This window comes from Ignavibacteriota bacterium (assembly GCA_013285405.1).
Taxonomy (GTDB): Bacteria; Bacteroidota; Ignavibacteria; order Ignavibacteriales; family Ignavibacteriaceae; genus IGN2.
The window spans coordinates 3,343,172-3,364,748 of record CP053446.1; the positions used below are offsets into that span (position 1 = coordinate 3,343,172).

At 33.6% G+C, this 21,577-nt stretch carries 23 protein-coding genes and 1 pseudogene; all 24 read right to left on the reverse strand.

What is annotated here, in order from left to right; all coding sequences use genetic code 11:
- Window positions 1-25: 25 nt before the first annotated feature.
- The 24 genes and pseudogenes from HND39_14680 to HND39_14795 all read right to left on the reverse strand — a co-directional run bounded on the left by HND39_14680 (window position 26) and on the right by HND39_14795 (window position 21,379).
- A complete protein-coding gene (locus tag HND39_14680; protein QKJ97429.1) occupies window positions 26-2,086 on the reverse strand; it encodes a CBS domain-containing protein in 2,061 nt (686 codons plus the stop codon).
- A gap of 56 nt (window positions 2,087-2,142) precedes the next feature.
- Window positions 2,143-2,998 (reverse strand): annotated as a pseudogene (locus HND39_14685) (3-hydroxybutyryl-CoA dehydrogenase).
- Between the two features lie 11 nt (window positions 2,999-3,009).
- Complete coding sequence (locus HND39_14690) at window positions 3,010-4,188, reverse strand: thiolase family protein (protein QKJ97430.1); 1,179 nt, start codon at window positions 4,186-4,188, stop codon at window positions 3,010-3,012.
- 79 nt (window positions 4,189-4,267) lie between these two features.
- A complete protein-coding gene (locus HND39_14695; GenBank protein ID QKJ97431.1) occupies window positions 4,268-5,383 on the reverse strand; it encodes a hypothetical protein in 1,116 nt (371 codons plus the stop codon).
- Window positions 5,384-5,406: 23 nt separating this feature from the next.
- Window positions 5,407-5,628, reverse strand: coding sequence for a DUF2795 domain-containing protein (locus tag HND39_14700; protein ID QKJ97432.1), 222 nt, complete (start codon window positions 5,626-5,628; stop codon window positions 5,407-5,409).
- 3 nt (window positions 5,629-5,631) lie between these two features.
- Complete coding sequence (locus tag HND39_14705; protein QKJ97433.1) at window positions 5,632-6,573, reverse strand: M23 family metallopeptidase; 942 nt, start codon at window positions 6,571-6,573, stop codon at window positions 5,632-5,634.
- 55 nt (window positions 6,574-6,628) lie between these two features.
- Window positions 6,629-7,642, reverse strand: a complete 1,014-nt coding sequence (locus HND39_14710) for an HPr kinase/phosphorylase (GenBank protein QKJ97434.1) — start codon at window positions 7,640-7,642, stop codon at window positions 6,629-6,631.
- Window positions 7,639-7,941 carry a ribosome-associated translation inhibitor RaiA gene (gene raiA, locus HND39_14715; protein QKJ97435.1) on the reverse strand — a complete coding sequence of 101 codons (303 nt, stop codon included), beginning with the start codon at window positions 7,939-7,941 and terminating at the stop codon, window positions 7,639-7,641. The genes HND39_14710 and raiA overlap by 4 nt, the downstream gene beginning before the upstream one ends.
- Before the next feature lie 9 nt (window positions 7,942-7,950).
- The gene (locus HND39_14720) at window positions 7,951-8,832 is read right to left on the reverse strand and encodes a tyrosine-type recombinase/integrase (protein QKJ97436.1); all 882 of its coding nucleotides are present in this window, start codon (window positions 8,830-8,832) and stop codon (window positions 7,951-7,953) included.
- A 182-nt stretch (window positions 8,833-9,014) separates the two neighbouring features.
- Window positions 9,015-9,452 (reverse strand): rRNA maturation RNase YbeY, encoded by a 438-nt coding sequence (gene ybeY, locus HND39_14725; GenBank protein QKJ97437.1) that lies wholly within the window; start codon window positions 9,450-9,452, stop codon window positions 9,015-9,017.
- A gap of 10 nt (window positions 9,453-9,462) precedes the next feature.
- On the reverse strand, window positions 9,463-10,026 hold the full coding sequence (locus HND39_14730) for a gamma carbonic anhydrase family protein (protein QKJ97438.1): 564 nt from the start codon (window positions 10,024-10,026) through the stop codon (window positions 9,463-9,465).
- On the reverse strand, window positions 9,999-10,811 hold the full coding sequence (locus HND39_14735; protein QKJ97439.1) for a DUF3108 domain-containing protein: 813 nt from the start codon (window positions 10,809-10,811) through the stop codon (window positions 9,999-10,001). The genes HND39_14730 and HND39_14735 overlap by 28 nt, the downstream gene beginning before the upstream one ends.
- A complete protein-coding gene (locus HND39_14740; protein QKJ97440.1) occupies window positions 10,808-12,421 on the reverse strand; it encodes a S41 family peptidase in 1,614 nt (537 codons plus the stop codon). Before HND39_14740 ends, HND39_14735 begins: the two co-directional genes overlap by 4 nt.
- A 93-nt stretch (window positions 12,422-12,514) precedes the next feature.
- Window positions 12,515-14,017, reverse strand: a complete 1,503-nt coding sequence (gene lysS, locus HND39_14745; GenBank protein QKJ97441.1) for a lysine--tRNA ligase — start codon at window positions 14,015-14,017, stop codon at window positions 12,515-12,517.
- A 17-nt stretch (window positions 14,018-14,034) separates the two neighbouring features.
- Window positions 14,035-14,748 carry an rRNA pseudouridine synthase gene (locus tag HND39_14750; GenBank protein QKJ97442.1) on the reverse strand — a complete coding sequence of 238 codons (714 nt, stop codon included), beginning with the start codon at window positions 14,746-14,748 and terminating at the stop codon, window positions 14,035-14,037.
- Window positions 14,726-15,379: an SMC-Scp complex subunit ScpB gene (scpB, locus tag HND39_14755; protein QKJ97443.1), complete on the reverse strand. Its 654-nt coding sequence runs from the start codon at window positions 15,377-15,379 to the stop codon at window positions 14,726-14,728. Before scpB ends, HND39_14750 begins: the two co-directional genes overlap by 23 nt.
- Window positions 15,372-16,091, reverse strand: a complete 720-nt coding sequence (locus tag HND39_14760) for a segregation/condensation protein A (GenBank protein QKJ98025.1) — start codon at window positions 16,089-16,091, stop codon at window positions 15,372-15,374. Before HND39_14760 ends, scpB begins: the two co-directional genes overlap by 8 nt.
- 1 nt (window position 16,092) lies before the next feature.
- Window positions 16,093-17,070, reverse strand: coding sequence for a tryptophan--tRNA ligase (gene trpS / locus HND39_14765; protein QKJ97444.1), 978 nt, complete (start codon window positions 17,068-17,070; stop codon window positions 16,093-16,095).
- Between the two features lie 77 nt (window positions 17,071-17,147).
- The gene (locus HND39_14770; GenBank protein QKJ97445.1) at window positions 17,148-17,573 is read right to left on the reverse strand and encodes an HNH endonuclease; all 426 of its coding nucleotides are present in this window, start codon (window positions 17,571-17,573) and stop codon (window positions 17,148-17,150) included.
- Window positions 17,574-17,684: 111 nt separating this feature from the next.
- The gene (locus HND39_14775; GenBank protein ID QKJ97446.1) at window positions 17,685-17,885 is read right to left on the reverse strand and encodes a hypothetical protein; all 201 of its coding nucleotides are present in this window, start codon (window positions 17,883-17,885) and stop codon (window positions 17,685-17,687) included.
- A gap of 89 nt (window positions 17,886-17,974) precedes the next feature.
- The gene (acpS, locus tag HND39_14780; GenBank protein QKJ97447.1) at window positions 17,975-18,373 is read right to left on the reverse strand and encodes a holo-ACP synthase; all 399 of its coding nucleotides are present in this window, start codon (window positions 18,371-18,373) and stop codon (window positions 17,975-17,977) included.
- A gap of 17 nt (window positions 18,374-18,390) precedes the next feature.
- Window positions 18,391-19,299, reverse strand: a complete 909-nt coding sequence (locus tag HND39_14785; protein ID QKJ97448.1) for an MCE family protein — start codon at window positions 19,297-19,299, stop codon at window positions 18,391-18,393.
- Between the two features lie 362 nt (window positions 19,300-19,661).
- On the reverse strand, window positions 19,662-20,939 hold the full coding sequence (locus HND39_14790; protein ID QKJ97449.1) for an HlyC/CorC family transporter: 1,278 nt from the start codon (window positions 20,937-20,939) through the stop codon (window positions 19,662-19,664).
- Between the two features lie 29 nt (window positions 20,940-20,968).
- A complete protein-coding gene (locus HND39_14795) occupies window positions 20,969-21,379 on the reverse strand; it encodes a single-stranded DNA-binding protein (protein ID QKJ97450.1) in 411 nt (136 codons plus the stop codon).
- Window positions 21,380-21,577 lie beyond the last annotated feature (198 nt).

The window sequence follows — 21,577 nt, forward strand, 5'->3', positions numbered from 1 at the left end:
TAATATACATTATCGGACAAATATTCTACTCTTTCTTGAATGCTTTGATATTTTCATCTTTTCCAAAAATAACAAGCTTATCTCCTACTTTTAATTTATAGTCAGGCTCAGCACTGATGATAGTTTCTTCAATTTCAGTATCATCAAACAACTCATTTGAATGTTTAATCATTAATACTTCCAGACCAAATATAGATCGTATCTTTAGTTCTCTTAGACTTTTACCAATCATCTCGGGCAACACTATTTTTTCTGTTATTGAATAGCCAGTTGCTACTGATGATGTTCCAATTTCACGAATTGATTTTATATCTTCTGATAATCCTTCAGCGAGATTAGCCTTCAATGTTTCAAGATTGTATATCTCCAGAATTTCAGATCTGCTAACAGCTCCTAGTATCTTATTTTCATCGTCGTCATTTATCACTGGCAAACTATCAGCATTGACTTTACTAAACAATCTTAATACATAATCAAGATTATCTTCAGGAGCAAGAAATACAAGATTTGGGTTTGCAATATCCGTTGCTACAATGAAATCTTTAACGTTTTCATATTCTGTCATTATATTTTTGAGTTCAACTTCAGTAATGACACCTGTAATCCTGTTTTCATCATTAATCACATATAAAGAACTACCTGGACCTTTAATAAGTTTATTAATCAGATCTGGCAGCCTGGTTGTTTCTTTTATTGAATTTAAGGGTTTTAGTTCCAGATCCCTGATCAGAATTGATTTTAAAATATTTCGTTCGCGCCCCTCATTAACCTGATATCCTTGTTCTTCAAGATGACGAAGATGAAATGATTTCTTTTGAACAAGTCTGCTGATAATAGTGCTCACAATAACCGCAAGCATGAGAGGTAACATAAAACTGTATTCTTGAGTCATCTCAAAAATCATAAGTATTGCTGTTATCGGGATTGTGTTGATCCCACCAAGCATAGTTCCCATTCCAACAAGGATATATGTTGTTGTGTCGAGATTCATACCTAGAAAATAATTTGCTCCGGTTGCAAACAGAAAACCAATACAAGCACCCATAAATAATGAAGGTGCAAACATTCCACCAAATCCACCTGAGTTTATGATTAAAGGAACAAGAAGAAATTTTAATGCGAACAGGACAAGGACAACTTTCCAAAGAACTTTTCCTGCAATTATATTATTTATACCCGAATATCCGATTCCAAATATATCTTTATAATAATATCCCGAAATTCCCATAATCAGACCAACAATTATCATTATCAACCACTGAGGGATAAGACGTGGAAAAAGAATTTTCTTAAAAAAATAATTTGTTAAATTCGAATATCTGAGAAAAAGTACAGAGAAGAGTCCTCCGATTATTCCGAGAACCATATACATATAAAGATAGTGATAGCTGCCTGCATCAGTGGAAGAAAATACAATGACAGACTCACCACCAAGTAATTCTCTCGATATTGTACTGGCAGATACAGCAGCAAGGATTATTGCAGACAGAGTTGGTGCACTAAAATCATTTAACAATATAAGTTCAATTGCAAAGAAAACACCACCAAGCGGAGTGTTAAAAATTGCGGCAATAGCTGCACCCGAACCAGCCGCTGTGAAAACTCTTCTTCTTACATCTGAAAGACCCAATAATTGACAAATCTTGCTTGATACACCACCGCCTAATTGAGCCGCCGGTCCTTCTGGTCCAACCGTTCCTCCTGAACCGATACATATTACGGGAGCTAAGAAATGAAATATTGTAGTTTTTAATGGTATGTATCCGCCACGGAGAGCTACTGATTTAACAACTTCAGGCACTCCTTTTTTCTGAGCAATTACAGGTGCTATTTTTATCATTAAAGCCTGTATGAGCATTCCAATAGCAGGCAGAACTATTACGGCACCTGCACCAAGAAAAAACAATCCTTCAGCTGTCTGCTCAAAAAATAATCCGTTAAAGAAATCTATTGAATTGTGAAAAAATACTGCTGATAAACCAGCGACTATTCCAATCAGTAATGAGTAGATAGTAAAACTGAGATAATCGGGCAAGGATAAATTTCGAAATTTACCTTTGAAGAATTCACGAATTTTCGCTGCCATAAATAGTATTTCACAGAATTATTTTTATCATTAGGATTCAAAACCTTCTTCGATGATTACTTATCATACTTAAAGAAACCTTCTCCAGTTTTTCTTCCTAATTTTTTGGCTGCTACCATTTTCTTTAGTAATGGACACGGTCTATACTTTGAATCATTATAACCATTATAAAGTAACTTCCATAATTGCAAGACATACATCTAATCCGATAAAATCAGCTAATGTGAGCGGACCCATCGGGTGATTCATCCCAAGTTTCATTACCGTATCTATATCTTCTGCCGAAGCAACTCCTTCCATAAGAGCAAATATAGCTTCGTTTATCATTGGCATCAGTATTCTGTTTGAAACAAACCCTGGATAGTCAAATACTTCAACAGGAACCTTACCAAGTTTTTCTGAAAGTAATTTTATTGAATTAAATGTCTCATCACTTGTGGAGTAACCGCGAATTATTTCTACAAGTTTCATCATCGGAACAGGATTCATGAAGTGCATGCCAATAAATTTATCAGGTCTGTTTGATGTTGAAAGTTCAGTAATTGAAATTGATGAAGTGTTAGATGCAAAAATACAATCTGATTTAACTAGATTATTTAACTTATTGAAAATTGATAGCTTTGCAGATTTATCTTCAAATACGGCTTCTATAATGAGATCCATTTCTTTATCGACATTATCTAAGCCAACTATTTTTGTGATTTTAGACAATACCTTTTTTTTATCATCCTCTTTTATGATTTCTTTCTTTACCTGTCTATCAAGGTTCTTCGAAATTGTATCGATTGCCCTGCTTGCTAATTCATCATTCATCTCTACAAGACTGACTTCAAAATTATGCAGTGCGAATACATGAGCAATTCCATTGCCCATTGTTCCCCCACCAATTACAGCAACTTTATTAATAATCATTTATTCCTCTTCTAATTAAAATTTTTAACAATTAATGAAGCTGCCTCACCACCACCAATACATAATGAAGCCAAACCATATTTTGATTTTCTTTTCTTCATTTCATGAATAAGAGTAACTAACACTCTTGCTCCACTGGCTCCGATCGGGTGTCCAAGAGCAACTGCTCCACCATTAACATTTACATTGCTGCCGTCCAGTCCAAGTAATTTATTATTTGCTAAAGAAACAACTGAAAAAGCTTCGTTGATTTCAAAGAGGTCAATGTCGGTAATCTTTAAGTTTGCCTTTTTAAGAACTTTATTTATAGAATCTGTTGGAGCCGTGGTAAATTGTATCGGTGCTTTTGCTGCTGATGACTGGTCGATTATTTCTACTAAAGGAATCAGTCCAAGTTGATTTGCTTTATCTTCACTCATAACTAATAATGCTGCGGATCCATCATTAATACTTGAAGAATTTGCAGCAGTCACAACACCGTTCTTGTCAAATACTGGTTTAAGTGAAGGAATTTTATCGAATCTCACTTTACTTGGTTCTTCATCAATGTTTACAAGAACATCTTCCCTGCCAGATTTAACTTTAACTTCTATTATTTCATCTTTAAATCTTCCATTCTTTTGTGCATCAAGAGCTTTTTGGTAGGAGTTAATAGTAAACTCATCGAGTGCCTCTCTCGTAAATTTAAATTCTTTTGCACAAGCCTCAGCACAATTACCCATATGAACATTGTTATACACATCCCACAGACCATCCTTCACAAGAGAATCGATTATTTCTCCATTACCAAGCCGATATCCATTTCTGGCTTTATCAAGAATATACGGTGCATTACTCATGCTTTCTTGACCACCAGCAATAATTATTTCAGCATTTCCAGTTTGAATAGCTTGTGCTGCGAGCATAACAGCTTTTAATCCGCTTCCGCATACTTTGTTAATTGTCATGCATTCTGTTTTTTCGGATAATCCCGCGAAGATTGCAGCTTGTCTCGCCGGTGCCTGACCAATTCCAGCAGTTAGAACGTTTCCCAAAATAACTTCATCTATAATATCTGTAGAAATTTTTGATTCGTCTAAAATCGCTTTGATTGCAATACTCCCAAGTTGACTGGCTGATAAAGAAGATAATGATCCATTAAAAGAGCCAATTGGAGTTCTCCTGGCAGAGGTGATTACTACTTTTTTCATTTTGTCTTTCGATTATTTGAATAATATCTTGTTAAAATTAACGAAATATTTTCAAAGATTCAGGTTACTTTGGTCTAAGTTATCTGTTCAGAACAATCGAAGATAACTCAAATAAAAGAATTGCTGAAAGTAGTGACGGATTGATATTGCTTTTTGGAAGTTTAGATAAGTTGTCAAGCCGGGTAGTTAACGCATTGATATCCACATCGGGAAATTTACTATTAAATTTCTCAAGCGTTTCTATATGATCATTAAAAAAATATTTATTAATATCTAATCTATGCTTTTGAATATCATTTAACCATATAATAATCATTGAAATAATTATGGTGTAGTTTTCTGAATGATTATCTGTCAAAATAGAATTAAGCTCATTGAAGGCAGAATTGTATTTTCTGCCAAAAGAATATCGAAGAATAGAGACCGTTTTCTCCTTAAGATTATGTGTATCCAGATTTATCAAATGCAATGCAGTTTGCACTGATCCCATCGCGAATGGTGCAGTTTCAATTGCAGTCTTCTCATCAATTTTAAAATATTTTTGAAGAATAAAAACCAGTTCGTTCTCCTTTAATGGATCAAATCCTATTTTCCAACAACGTGATAAAATGGTCGGTCTTAATCTGTTTACAAACGATGTAATCAGAAAGAAAATAACTTTATCCGGAGGCTCCTCCAAACTTTTTAGAAGTGCATTTTGTGCTTCGTCGCTCATCAAATGTGCATCAGTAATAATAATGAACCGATAACCGATTTCATCATACTGCATCAACAGGAATCTTTTAATATCTCTGATACTATTGATCTTTATTGAGTTTGCTTTTTCAACTGAAATTTTATGAAATGGATTTTCAGATTTGCTGATTATTTGTTCTCTTATTGATTCTAAATCATCCTGAGAAAGTTTTTCAGTTGGTGAACTTGAATCCGTTTCATTCTTTCCGCGCGGTAATGGAAAAATTAATTTTATGTAAGGTTCCTGAAGTAATTCAACAGAGCGTAATGCTTTTTCGGCATCTATATTTTTCTGATTTGTAACAATTGCTTTAGCAAATTGGATTGCAGCATTTACTTTACCGGTTCCATCTAAACCTGTAAACAAAAATGCGTGTGGAATTGATTCTGATTGTAAAAAATTATTTAGAGTAGCCCTGACTCTCTTTTGTCCCGGGATAGAGTCAATCGTGGAATGCATTCTTCAGGTGCGTTGTGCACCGATTAAAATTCGTCTTCATTGTAAAAGAAATCCTCATCAGTCGGATAATCCGGCCAGATATCTTCTATAGTTTCGTAAGGTTCATCGCTATCTTCAAGTTCTTTTAAATTTTCAATAACTTCATATGGCGCACCAATCCTGTCAGCATATTCAATAAGTTCTTCTTTTGTAGCAGGCCAGGGGGCGTCATCAAGATACGCAGCTAATTCAACCGTCCAGATCATATTTTATTTTTCCGTTAGAGATATAGTTGAAGTGTCTAAATCAAAAAATGTTAAATCATCAAAGAAAAAGTTAGTTGGATCTAATGAAATTCCATCGTGATAAACTTCATAATGCAAATGCGGGCCGGTAGAAAGTCCTGAATTTCCCGATCTGGCAATTAATTGTCCCCTTTTAACTTTTTCACCAATTTTAACTTCCGCTTTGGAAAGATGAGCGAAAATTGTTTTATAACCGAAACCGTGATCTACTTCAACAACTAATCCAAATCCAGCTTGTCTCTCAACAACAATCACCTTTCCATCTCCGGGTGATCGGACCTCTGTTCCATAATTACAATTAATATCAATACCATGATGGAACTTTCTAACCCCTAAAATCGGATGTCTTCTCATTCCGAATCCGTCTATTGAATAATTACCCTGAGTAGGAATAATGGCTGGTATGCACTTGTGTAATTTTTCATTTAAACGAAGTTTCTCAGCTATCTCTGTTGTTTGGCTTTTTTCAAATTGAACTTCATTAATCATTTTATCAACAGATTTTATAAGATTATTTATATCTAAATCACGGATATTAAAAGTGGAAGAAAAATAATTTTCACTACCACCGACACCAAGCTGTTTTATTTCATCTGAAATAGGTTCTAAGTTAGCAGAAATTCTTAACTCTGAATTCAAAGCAGAAATATCTTCAACATCAGCTACTATTTTTTTGTAGGATTCGGATATTCTCTCAATTTCTTTTTTAAGTACAGCGTTTTCATTTTTTAATGATGCAATCGTTTGATCAGGATTTTTTCCAAGATCAAATAGATAAGAAGTAATAATAAAAAATGCTGCAAAAAAAAGTGATAGAACTAAGAGAACCGTAAATAGTTTAAGCTTGAAATTCTTGATTTCAATGTATTTCAAACTTGCTTTTGAAAAGTAAAATAATTTATTCATACAACGGTGCGCAAAAATAATAATTTAGTGTAATTGATACAAGACTACAAAGAAATTATTCGAAGTCATGTTCAAAATAATCTGTGGACCTCTGGGTTTTCAAACTTTTATTTGAAATCCGTTCAGAAAGCCGTCTTTTAAACATTTCGGCTGCATCATATCCATAGTGTTTGAGAAGATAATTTAATGCTATTACTTCTGAAATAACGGTGATATTTTTTCCGGGCAATATTGGCAATTTTATGTGAAGGATTTCAATATCTCCAATGTTTAATGTTTTCTCCTCTAATCCGGTTCTGGTGTAATGAGCTTTATCATCCCAAACTTCGAGTTCGACTAAAATCTCAAGCCGTTTTTGATAACGTATAGCTCTGATACCAAAGATTCGTTCAACATCAATAATGCCAAGACCTCTTATTTCCATATAGTGTTTCGCGAGGTCAGTCCCTGAACCAATTAAAATATTTTCGCCCTTTTTAGTCAAAATTATGACGTCGTCGGCGACAAGTCTGTGACCTCTTTCAATTAGATCTAATGCAACTTCACTCTTCCCTACCCCGGATTTACCGACGAAGCAAATTCCAACTCCGTAAACATCAACAAATGATCCATGGATTGTTATTCTTTCAGAAAACTGATCGTCAAGAAAATCACTGATTAAATAAACCAACTTAGTGGTTGGAAAAGGAGTAGAAAATACCGCGACACCTTTTTTCTTAGCAAAATCCAGAAGTACAGGAATTGGTTTATTATTATTCGTTAGTATGATACAAGGAATGTTAAATTGGAAAATTGTTCCTAATGCTTTTTCCTGTTCTTCTGTTGATAATTTATTCAGATACCTGACTTCTGTATTTCCAAAAATCTGCACACGATTATATGTGAACAAATCAACAAAGCCAGCGAGTGCCAACCCTGGTCTGTGAACATTTTGATCAGAAATTTTTCGTTCAAGATCAGGATTTTCAGAAAGTAATTCCAGCTTCCCGATTTTCCTGGCATTACTGTAAAAGAAATCTACGGTAATCGATTCCTTTCTGGAAATTGATTTGTCTGTTACAATTGTCATTTAGCTCTGCTTTTTCTTTTTGATTTTAAAGTTTTAAGTTGACGTGATAATTTTTCAGAAGCTCCACTGACTGCTTTTATAAATTCATCTGATTCATTTTTTGCAATTAATATGTGTCCGGGAATCTGTAAACTTATCTCTGCTTTCTTAACGCTGTCGTGATTATTCTGAAAACTAAGTATTACATCTGCACTTATTATACCATCATTGTATTTCAATAAAGATTTTAGTTCATCCTTAATATGATCTTTTAAAGTTTCTCTTGCCTTAAACTTGCGTGCGGTTATTGTGATGTTCATGATTTACTCCTAAGATTTTGGATGAGATTTTTTATATGATTGTTTGAGTCTTTCAATACTTACATGAGTATAAATTTGAGTTGTTTTTAAATTTTCATGTCCAAGTATTTCTTTAACTGCTCTCAGATCTGCGCCTCTATCAAGCATGTGAGTTGCAGAGCTGTGACGCAAAATATGCGGACTTTTTTTCTTTATATCTGTAACTTTACTCAAATATTTGTTTACGATTCTATAAACAAATTTTTCGTATAATTTTTTTCCGTTTTTATTTTTAATGAATGGCTCTGAATAATTCTCCGGAGGAAATGAGTTCAAATATTCAGATAGGTTTATTTTTGATTTATCTCCTATCGGTACTATTCTTATTTTAGAACCCTTACCGAAAACCCTGATCAATCCTTTTTGTAAATCCACATCACCTACTTTCAAGTTACATACTTCTGAAACGCGAAGCGAACATCCATATAATAATTCAAAAATTACTTTAATTAATTCCGGATTCTCATCCGAGTCGTTTAAAAGTTCAAACGTTTTGGAAATGTTTTCAACTGAAGCAATTTCAGGAAGTTTCTTTAATGTTTTTGGATTTTTTAACTGCGATGCAGGATTATACTTTATCAATTCCTCTTTATATGCAAATCTAAATAATCCCCGAAGTGAAGAGAGTTTACGAACAATTGAAGTCTTTTCCATTTGCTGCTCACTTAAGTTCATAAGATAAGATTTGATGAATCTTTCATTTATCAATGCGACATCCACTTTTTTATTTTGGCTGCAAAAATTTACAAAACTCATTAAATCAGTTTTATAAGACTTTACAGTATTTTGCGAATAACGTCTTATGTTTCTGAGATAAATTATGTAAGCATCAATTATCTGATCAATATTCATTAACTAATTGCTTTATTAATAGATGTCAACGAAAATTTTATTTCAGTTCGGTGAACTGCACCGGGAATAAATGAATGTTTCGGAAAAAATATTTTACTGTGAGGTATCAACTGGTAATTGTTTAATCTGTGGTTGAAAAAAATGATTTAGTAACCAAATTCAAGTTCACCAAAGACTTTCCATTACTTACCTGCGAATAAAGTAAAATTATATCTATTTACCAACTTATTTTCTTCTTTTTTCATAATTTTTTTACTTTCTATATTTTTATCATCAAAATCAAGCAAATGCAGTAAACCATGGATAACTAATCTATTAAGTTCCCGACCGAAAGCAACATTGTATTTTTTTGAATTTAGTTTTGCTTCTTCGAATGAGATTAAAATTTCGCCGTCAATTATTTTTTTCTGGTTAGAATAGTTAAAAGTAATAACATCAGTTTCATAATTGTGACCTAAGAACTTTCGGTTTATTTCCAGCAGTTCATCAGATTTAATGAAACTTATTGAAAGAGATTTAATAGCAAAATCATAATCCTGTTTTATATCTGATATCAGTGAATGGATCGCCCTCTTATTTACATATATATCTTCAGAATAAACGCGTAAATTTTTTATCAAGCTAAATCCTTTAAAGATCAGACTTTAATGATTCTGCTGTAATTCGGGCATATTCAACATAACGATGAGCGCCTGCTTCAATATTCTCAATTTCGTCTTTTGTCAAATCACGAATTACTTTTGCAGGCACGCCCGCAACCAACTTTCCTGATGGAACAATAAAATTTTGTTTGACAAGTGCACCGGCTGCAACAATTGTATTTGATTCAACTACTGCACCGTCGAGTACTATTGCTCCAATTCCAATCAAGCATAAATCATGAAGAGTGCAGCCATGTAAAGAAACGGAATGACCAATCGTTACTTTATTACCAATATTCAATGGATATTTTCCATTTGTTACATGGAGCATAGAGCAATCCTGAATATTAGTGCTTTCTCCAATTTTTATATAGTGGACATCACCACGGATAACAGTGTTGTACCAAACCGTAGAATTTTTTCCGAGAGTAACATCACCAATAATTTTTACACCAGAAGCAAGAAATACATTCTCGCCAATTTTGGGAAACATTTTTTTATAGGGAAATATTTTTACTTCACCTTCTAATTTTTGAATGACGGAGGATTCCATAAATTTTTATTCCATTTAATTAATTCAAGCTTAATACTTCCAATTATTACATTCAATGTTGCCTTTATCGGAACTGAAAAAGAATCATTACTAAACCATCCTTGAAAATCTCCGGTTAGACCATATACGCTGACAAAATCTGTGTAGCCATCTAAAAACCGACAATCAATCTCATAATCAACAGCGTCGATTGAGATTGGTTCATTTTCGGTGTAAAAGTTAATAACAGCTTTTTCCTCTTTTTCATTTATAAAACATGGAACTGAAACGGATCTCTCTTCTCCAAAATTCATTCTTGCAAAAAATAAAATTGACAGTCCATCCTGTGTCCGATGTTCAACAGATGCTACCGAATCTAACCAAAGCCTCGAAGCTCCAACTTTGCCCTTTTTCATTTGAACTTTTTTTTGATCGAGAAAATTATATTCTACAAAAACGGTATCCTCATTAAAAATCTTCGCAAAGAACCTTAATGGAAAAAGGGTTGAGTCAATATAACTTTCATAAATCTGATGTATGCTTACAAATGGCAGATCAGGATACGAATTTATGTAAGCAATGGTTTTATAAACCGGAGTATTATCTATTGTGGTTTTTTCAAGAACCTTAAATCTTATTTCGCCCAGATTGAAGAAAGCATATTTAACTATGTAGGTTAAGTCTTCTCCAATAAAAATATTTTCTGTTGATCGTGAATTATGCTGATTATTTTCATAGTGATCTGTCTGGGCACCTGCAAAAACTGACAAATCGATTATTAAGAAAATGATTATAAAAATTTTCATTTCAGATCAGCAATTTGCTTTGCTTCGTCAAACAAACCCAGGGCTTTTTCTAACTGGTTATCGGTTGTAAGCATGACCGAATACCAGCCATCATTCTTCCAAAAGTTTCTTGCAAGCTGTGCTTTAAGTCTGGTGGAAATATATTCTTTATCTGTTTTAAATTGTTCCTGATCGAACTTTACATCTTTTGATGAAGCGAAAGAAATAAAATTATTTATTTCTTCGTTTGAGAAATTAAATTCAGCAACAAATCTGTTCAGGTCTTCACCATATTTGGATCTTATTGCTTTTCCATTTGATTCAATAAATTTTAAAATGTATTGATAAAAGATGTTTTTCCTGAGCAGATTACTTGTGTAATCAGTTATTCTTTCTGTCTTTAAAATATAATCAGGTGTTATTCCGCCACCTCCGTAAACAGTTCTTCCTTTATTGGTTTTATAGATCGGTTTGGAAGTATCCTGTTCAACATCGTGATTAAGATTATCTATTTCAGCAGTGACTGTATCCTCCATATTGTCGTAGTATTCTTCATACTTCTTTTTGTCTTTATAATCTCTCTGAATTGATCTGCCGGACGGAGTAAAATATTTTGAAATAGTAAGACGAATTGCAGAATTATCCGGAAGTGTAAACTGACGTTGAACTAATCCTTTACCGAAAGAAGTTTCACCAACTATTAAACCTCTGTCCCAGTCCTGAATTGCTCCCGATACAATTTCGCTAGCACTTGCTGAACCATGATTTATCAATACAATAAGTGGAATATTTTCATAAGGCGATTTCTTTGAAGCAAAATATTCTTCATCAGCATCTTTTCTTCTTCCTTCAGTGTAAACTATTTTCTTTTCTCCATCGATAAACAAATCAGCCATTTCAACTGCCTGACTGAGATATCCGCCTGGATTTCCTCTCAGATCAAGAATCAGCTTGTTCATTCCCTTTTGTTTCAGATCATTCAAAGCTTTATTAAGTTCATCCAAAGTTGTTTCAGAAAACCGGGAAACACTGATATACCCAGTTTGATTCTTCAGCATTAAGCTAGTATCAACAGAATAGATTGGTATTTTGTCACGGGTGATTTCATATTCAATCAGATCATTTACTCCAACCCGGCTTATCGAAACATTTACTTTTGAACCAGCTTTCCCCCGAAGTTTATCTCTCACCTGATCATTAGTTATACCAATACAATCTTCACCTTCAATTTTTACAATCCTGTCACCAGGCAAAATACCAAGTGCTTCACTTGGTCCACCGGTAATCGGAGAAACTACAGTAAGAGTATCGTTCACGATTTGAAACTCAATTCCGATTCCTTCAAAATCACCCCGGAATGATTCTTCAACTGCAGTTAGATCTTTTGCAGAAATATAAAATGAATGTGGATCGAGTTCATCTGTGATTCCCTTAATGGCTGACTCAACCAGCTTTGGTGTATCAACTTCTTCTATATAGTATCTTTGAGTATAGGAGAGAACATCGTTCAATTTGCGAACACCATCACGCAAAGTGTCATCCGAAAAAACTTTTTCTATTTGAATTCCCAGCACTATTCCAATAGTTAGAATAATTATTACAAGAGGAATTCTTAAAAATTTATTGCTCATTTAGTCTCCATAATTAATTTCATTTAAAATAATCCAAATAATTCATAAATGATATGAATCATTTTATCCACGGTCGAATAGAATGATAAATAATCAAACTTGTGGTTTCATTTGCGGAAAGAAAATTACATCTCGTATTGATGATTGATTCGTCAAAAGCATAACAAGACGGTCAATTCCAATTCCAAGTCCAGCCATCGGAGGCATACCATATTCCATTGACCGTAAGAAATCATCATCAACCTGTTGTGCTTCTTCATCACCGGCATCTCTCATTCTTGCTTGTTCTTCAAATCGTTTTCTTTGGTCAACAGGGTCATTTAGTTCAGTAAATGCATTACAAATTTCCTTTCCTGCAACATAAGCTTCAAATCTCTCAACCAATCCTTCTTTAGCCCGATGTTTTTTAGCAAGTGGTGAAAGAACCAGTGGATAATCAACAACAAAAGTAGGCTGAACAATTTCAGATTCAACCACTTTACTAAAAATTTCATCAATCAATTTAGCATTACCAAATAGTCCGTCTATTTCAATTCCAAGATTTTTCGCCAACCCTCTCAAATCATTTTCAGATGCATTGATTACATTCATACCGGTTCTATCCAAAATAGAATCCACATAACTTATTCTCTTCCAGGGACGAGCAAAACTAATTTGTTTATCTTCATAGACAAAGTCAGTAGTGTTGAACACTGTTTTACAAATTTGTTCGAATAATTCCTCGACCAATTCCATCATCCAAAAATAATCTTTATAAGCAACGTAAAGTTCAAGCATTGTAAATTCAGGATTATGAGATCTATCCATTCCTTCGTTGCGAAAATCTTTTGATATTTCATAAACACCATCGAAACCACCTACTATTAATCTTTTCAGATACAATTCATCTGCAATTCTCAGAAACAATTCAATATCAAGTGCATTATGATGCGTAACAAACGGTCTTGCAGAAGCACCACCGTAGATTGGCTGAAGAACCGGTGTTTCAACTTCAAGATAACCTTTGCTATCAAGAAACTTTCTGATCGCAGTAACAATTTTTGAGCGTTTGATGAAAACATCTTTTACCTGCGGATTAACAACTAGATCAACATAACGTTGTCTGTATCTTAATTCCTTATCTGCGAACTGATCAAATACAATTTTGTTTCCTTGTTCATCCTCGACTTCTTTGGCGATTGGAAGTGGTCGGAGAGATTTTGCCAGAAGCTTAAATGATTTTACATGGATAGATATTTCACCCGTTTTTGTTTTAAATACATAACCATCAACACCGATGATGTCTCCGATATCCATTAATCTGAACAAATCATAGCTTTCACCAATATCATCTTTTTTAAGATAAACCTGCATTCTGCCTTTATGGTCCATAATATGAGCGAAGGATGCTTTACCCATTCTTCTGATAGTCATTATTCGTCCGGCAAGTTTAACATCTTTGTTCTCATACTTTTCGAAATTACTTTTTATATCTTCAGAATAATTATCCACATCATAGGAATACGCAAAAGTTTCCGCACCTTTGTTCTTTAGTTCTTCAAGCTCTTCATATCTTCGTTTTATCAATACGTTTATGTCTGTGAGATTATTTTCCACTATTTCTCCTTAATAATTCAATTAGAATAATTTTGTTTTATCAATTCAACTTCTTTTAATGATAGGATCCGGTATTTACCTTTTGGCACATCCAGTTTCATTCCTGCAAAAGTAGAGCGATTCAATTCCAGGACAGTATATCCAAGTTTACGAAACATTCTTTTTACAAATTTATTTCTGCCTTCTTCACAGGAAATAATAATATTTTTTTTATCCTTTTGATTAAAGAATGACATCTTGATAAATTTCCCAGGTTTTCCTTCAAGCAAAACACCTGTTAAAAGTTTTATTTTATCTTTTTCTTCGAGTGGTTTGTCGATCTTTACTTCATATTCCCGAACTACTTTATTTCCCGGATGAGTAAGCAGTTGAGAAAACTCACCATCATTTGTCAGAAAAAGAAGTCCGGTTGTATCATAATCTAATCTTCCCACAGGATAAATTCTTTCTTTAACGTTCACAAGATCAAGCACTGTCGATCTCTTCCTGTCATCTGAAACTGAAGTGATATATCCTTTGGGTTTATTCAATAAAATATAGATATGCCGTTTTGGTTTTATCTTTTCGCCATCGAGAGTAACAATATCTTTATCAGTATTTATTTGATGACCAAAGTCTAAGATCACGGTGTCATTAACTGCCACTCTTCCCTGCAGAATAAATTCTTCAGATTTGCGACGCGAACTTATTCCGCTGTCCGCAAGAAATTTATTGATCCGGACTTTCGTCACCGCTTGTTCCTCCAATCGAATCTTCCAGTTTTTCCTCGAGATCTGCCATCATAATTTTTCTTTTCTGCTCAAGGAAATCTTCATCCTGCATAATTTCTTCTATCTCTCTTGGTTTTGGTAAATCGGATAAGTTATTCAATCCAAAATATTTCAGGAACTCATCTGTGGTTCCGTAGAGAAGAGGTCTTCCAACAGATTCAGCGCGTCCTTTAATTGCGATAAGATTTTTTTCAAGCAATGTAGTAAGAATGTAATCAGAATTAACTCCACGAATAGTTTCCAATTCAGGTTTTGTTATTGGCTGTTTGTAAGCAATTATGGCAAGAGTTTCAAGCGCTGCCTGGCTTAATCTGCGTTTTGCTCTTTCTGAAGAAAGATAACCAACATACTTTGCATATTGTTCTGTTGTTGCGTGTAAATATCCATTTGCAATTCTTAATATTCTGAATGCACTATTATCCGCTTCGTATTTCCTATTAAGCTGATCAACAGTTGTATCAACATCTGCCTTTGATATTTCAATTTCTTCGCCATCGATTGACTTAATGGCTCTGATTATTTCTTCCGGAGATAATGAATCATCAGAAGAAAATATTAAAGCTTCAATAACTGAGTTGTATATGTTATCCATTTACTTTCTTTATTATTATAAAGTCGTTGAATTCTTTGGTAGCATGAATTTCAATCCGAACTGCTTTGACCATTTCCAGCAGTGCAATGAATGTTACGATAATCCGAATCTTCTCGGTGATATCCTCTATCAATTTCAGAAAATGAAGTTCGGGAAAATCTTTTAGTTTGCTTTCAATAAAATCCATTTGTTCATCAATTGATACATTAAGCTTTTTAACCTGATGAACAGGTTCTTCTTTTATTTGTTCAATAGCAAATTTGAATGCCTTTGCCAGATCATAAATAGATACATTTTTAAGAAGGATTGCATATTCGTGCGGTGCTTCGCTGCTATCTTCAGAATAATTGCCCCTGAATTTTCTTTTCCTTTGTGCTGATTCGAAGAACGATAGCTCTTCTGACATTTCTTTATATCGCTTATACTCCAATAATGCTTTTACAAGATCAGCTCTTGGATCAATCTCTTCTCCTTTTTCATCAATCTCACGTGGAAGAAGCATTCTGACTTTTATATGCATTAAAGTGGAAGCCATCAGAATAAAATCACCAGCAACTTCGAGGTCGAGTATTTTTATAAGATTAACATAATCAAGAAATTCTTTTGTCAGTCGTGCTATAGGAATATCATAAATGTTCAGCTCATCTCTTTTAATAAAAAAGAGCAGTAAATCAAGCGGACCTTCGAACTGATTTAGCCTGACTTTAAACATCTCAGCCAAATTTCATTTTTTGGTGAACTTCTGTCATTGTTTCTTCCGCAGCTTTTTTAGCGCGCATCTCTCCATCTTTTAAAATATCAATCACTTCGTTCATATTATTTTCATAATATTTTCTTTTTTCAATTATTGGCGAAAGGAAAGTTGAGATTTTTTCAGCACACCTTAATTTACATTCAACACATCCAAGAGCACCCGAGCGGCAATCGGCTTCTATTTGCGCCGCTTCAGTAGGATTAAATTTTTTGTGATAAGAAAAAACCAGACAAATCTCAGGGCGACCGGGATCGTTCTTTCGGATTTTCAGAGGATCAGTTACTGCTTTCCTTAATTTAGCTTTCACAGTTTCTGGTTCATCAGATAAAAGAATTGAATTTCCCAAAGACTTGCTCATCTTTGCACCGTCTAAACCAGGCAATCTTGAAAATTTAGTCAGTAGCGCTTCCGGTTCAGGAAAGACCATTCCATATTGGTTATTAAATTTTCGTGCAATCTCTCTTGTTATTTCAACATGAGGAACCTGATCTTCACCAACCGGAACAGCATCACCTTTATACAAAAGAATATCAGCGGCTTGCAGAACGGGGTAACCAAGATGACCGTAAATGATCTGGTCAATATGCAATGCTCTGGCTTGTTCTTTTACTGTTGGATTGCGTTCAAGTCTATTAGAAGTAATCAGCATACTGAAAATCAAAAAAAGTTCAGTATGTTCTTTTATTTGTGATTGACGGAACATCGGGCTGGAATTTGAATCTAACCCGGCAGCCAGCCAATCAATTAACATATCGATTGTATCATCATAAATGTTTTCAGTATTTAAACCAGTCGTCAATACATGATAGTCAGCAATCAGATGAAAACTTTCGTATTTATCCTGCAGTTGAACCCAATTTTCAAGCGCTCCAACATAATGACCAATATGCAACTTACCAGTGGGACGCATCCCGCTAAGGATTCTTTTTTTCTTCATAAAATTTTGAGATAGTTGAATTTACAATTCAAAGATAAGAATAATCATCAATTTTTTTAAGTATTCAGCCGCAACCATCAGGAAAGATAGAGATAAGGTTTCCATTTTTCATCAACACGTCCAACAACATTTTTGATGAACATAATGTGACTGGGTTTAAATGGTCTGACCATTAACATCATTCCGGCTTCAACCGGAGTTCTGTCACCTTTTTTATTATTACAATGTGTGCATGCACTCACAAGATTTTCCCAGGAATCATCTCCACCTCTTGCTTTCGGATTAATATGATCAATTGTTAGCGTCAGATCACCTCTTCCGCAGTAAGCACATTTATATCCATCTCTCCTCATGATATTCTTTCTTGTCAACACAACTTTTTTATATGGAACACTCACGAAACGGCTTAAACGAATTATGCTTGGCCAGGGATATTGTCTTTGCATTGACCGGATTGCCTTACCGTTGTCATTTAAAACAAGTTCAGCTTTTCCCAGGTACATAAGTATGACTGCTTTTTTAATATTGCAGATAGTGAGGGGTTCGTAGCTTTGGTTTAGTATGAGCACCTTTGCATTAAGTTTTCCATTCGTTCGTTTCGGTGGTTCGAAGACTTAATCTCCTTTTCTATTTTTTTTGAGATACGAATTCAAATAAACTCTTGCAATTATACGTCCAATTAAAATAATAACTGTAATAATCAGAAAAGGAATATAAGTTTCTCTTGGAACCACATCAGTAAGGATCAGGATCAGAAAAACAATTACAATAGCAATTGTCGAGTAGTTGAAGATTGTATAATATTTTGGGAACATATTTATTTAATAACTTTTTAATTTATTGATGAAAAACTAATCATATCAGCATTTAATAGCAATGGAATTTATTGATGAAGTTGAGCTGATTATCTGGCTGGAGTGGACGAAGAGTTATCCTTAAATATAATTGCAACAGAAGTCACATAACTTTCAGAATGACTTATTGAAATTCGTAATTGAGCATCTTCTGAAAGAAATGATTTTAATTTACCTGATGTATTGATTGATGGCATACCAGCACTATCATTCTGAATCTCAATATCCTTCCATCTGAGACCTGACTTCCAGCCGCTGGTTAATGCTTTGTAAACTGCTTCCTTTGCAGCAAACCTGGCAGCATAATGCTGGAATTTGTTGAACTTTGAATTGCAGTATCTTATTTCTTCAGGAGTAAATACTTTATTTAAGAACCTTTCACCATAATTTTCTATGCTTTGTCTTATCCGATCAATTTCAATTATATCAATTCCTAATCCTAAAACCATTTTAATTTCCGTGTGACTTAGAAAATATAGGCATCAACTTTTAGCCCATCAGTCTGAAGCTGCTCAAGAATCAGATTGCTCATTTTTTTTAACATTTCCATTGACTGAGTAAGATTGTAATACAATGAATCATTATAAAGTATTTTACCAAGATTGTTTTTCCCGGATGTTGTTTCATTGGTTAAATAGTTTAATGAAGTAAGAAGTGAATCTGATTTAATTAAAACAGCATTCAAATTTTCTAAAGATTTTTCAATGTTATCTTTATTTTCTCTTAAGAACCATTTTGTATCGGAAGTAATTTCTTTGGTGTTTTCAGAAATCAGTTTAATGTTTTCCTGATTTTCTGAAATCATCGCATCAAGTTTTGCAGTGACATTATTTAAGTTTGTAATACTTGTTCTTAAACCGTTAACGAAATTTTCGTCTTCGAGTAATGAATTTATTCCTTGTAAAGTTTTAACAGATTCATTTGCAATGATACTTATCTTATCCTGTATATCACTAAAAAGACTAATCATACCAGCAATATCCGATATGTAAATACCGTTATGAATCTGTGAAAGATTCAGGTCTTCGGACGAAACTCCGGGATCAACTTCGATTTTTCTGCCTCCCATAAGGTCAGTGCTTTCCAAAGAAAACTCAGCATCTTTTTTAAGTTTTACGTCATTGCTGATGCTCAGTGTCACAATTACGGATGAACCCTGGATATAAAAATCTTTAACAGAACCTTTTCTTACTCCGTTAACTGTAACATTGTTACCAATCTCCAAACCAGAAACTTTATTGAAGCTGACTCTTACAATATTATCAGATGAACTTACTGAAAAATTCTTTGCCCAGCCCAACACCCAGATAAATACAAGCAATCCTAATAAGACTGTTACACCAACTTTAATTTCAGTTGCTCTTGAATTTTTCATAATCTTCCCTTTTAAAAATCGAAGTTAAGTTTGAAATTCCCTGATCAGCAATAATGTTATCTATAAAATAGCTTTATTAAATTCTTCAATAAATAATTCTGGATACAAATTTACTATTTCTTCAAAAGACTTTTATATGGTAAAATAATATTTTACCGACTTTTAAAGAGTTCTTTCTTCATAGATTCTGCAAACAATCAATTCATCATCCGGAATCTGCAGTGTTTTATTGAAAAGAAATTTTTCGTATGGTTTCATTAATAATCTTCCATTTTATACTGAACAAAGATGCGATAGCTCAACTCTATATGATAACCACAGTAACAGATTTTAAGAAGTGACATTTATTCATTCAAATCTAATCAAGATAATTTTTCAATCTCAATTTTCTTAATTCTCTTTTTCAGAACTTCTTTTACCGTTAGTTTATATTCATTTAATTTAATAAAATATCCTTCCTTAGGAACCTCTCCGGCTTTACTTATAATAAGTCCTGCAATTGTATCATAGTCATCACTCTCAGGTATTGCATTCATCCCGATTATTTCGTTGAAGTCAGAAATCGGGACTTTTCCCAGAACACTAAATTTGTTTTCTGATAATAATTTTACAGAATTTTCCTGAGGATCATGTTCATCCCAGATTTCACCAATGATTTCCTCAATAATATCTTCCAAAGTAACCAATCCCGCTGTTCCACCAAATTCATCCACTACAATTGCAAGATGCATTTGTTTCTGCTGGAATTCTCTGAGCATATCACTTATTTTTTTACTTGAAGGCACAAACATTACTTCCCTTGTGATTTCTTTGATTGTCTGTTCTTTAATAAAAGATTTGTCTTCGAGAAACCGCAATAAATCTTTTACATGCAGAACTCCGTGAATCCTATCAAGATTTCCTCCGTAAATCGGTAAACGGCTAAATCCACTGCTATTAATTGTTTTAATTATTTCATCGTAGTCAATATTAAATGGAACTGCAACGATATCAACTCTTGGAATCATAACTTCAGCTACAAGTACAGATTTAAAATCTACGAAACTTGAAATAATTTGCTGTTCATCATTTTCAAGTGTTCCTCTTTCGTGTCCTAATTCTGCAAGGTAAGAAATTTCTTTCTCAGTCATTGCTGTTTTAGCTTTATCAAATTTTAATTTTGAAAAAGTTAGTTTGATTATTTCTGTAATTGATTCAGCGATCGGATACAGAATAATGCTAATCAGATATAAAGGAATTGCGGTGATCTTTATTGTGAACCTGGGATATTTTGATGCAAATATTTTAGGAAGTAATTCGCCAAAAAGTAAAATAATTACTGTAATCAGGATAATTTGAATTACCAGCACTAAGTTAATGTTGAGTCCATAAAGTTTTGCAACATTGAGTGCTATCGAGACAGAAACAATTGAAGCAGCAACATTTGTAATTGTATTCCCGACGAGTATAGTTACAAGAAGTCTTCTGGGAAAAGCAATAAGATTATTAGCGTATCTGTAAATCAGATTGGAAGATTTAAAGTCAACATTCAAATCTTTTTGCTTAATAGAAAAAAAAGCAACTTCAGAACCGGAAAAAAAAGCTGAAGAGATTACTAAAATGAATAATAAAAGTATTTGGAATATCCAGTCAATCTCCAAGAATATTCAAAGCCTGAGTTATGAATAAATTAAAATGGTAAATCATCGTTTTCATTAGCAGCCGGTGCCACTGATGGTCCATCGTCTTCCTCTGTCGAAGTAGTTTCAGTTGATGGTTCTAATGGAATTATCTTATCCGTAATTACTTCCGTGCTATAACGCTTTACTCCATCTTTATCTGTGTAATCTCTTTTACTCAGTCTTCCTTCGACATAAAACTTTTTTCCCTTCTTCAGGTTTTCCTTGAAATAGTCTGACAGATTGAATGAAACTATATTGTGCCAGGTAGTTTCATTAACCCAATCACCTGTCTTACCTTTATAACGATAGTCAGTAGCAAGCGAAAAATTTGTCACCGACACATTGTTGGTTGTGAATCTTGTCTCCGCATCTTTTCCAAGACGCCCGATAAGCATTATTCTGTTTAAAGAAAAAGCCATTTGATACCCTCCAGCTTTATTTTTTGTTTGAATTTATTCAAAAAATAACCAAATAAACTATAAGAAAAAACTGTTGAACATCAATCTGATATAAATTTATCTAATAACTCCAAAAAACATTTATGGCGTGTTTGGTAATTAATAACTCACCTTACGCAAAATGGAGAGATGACATCTTTTTATAGATTAAATAAGCAC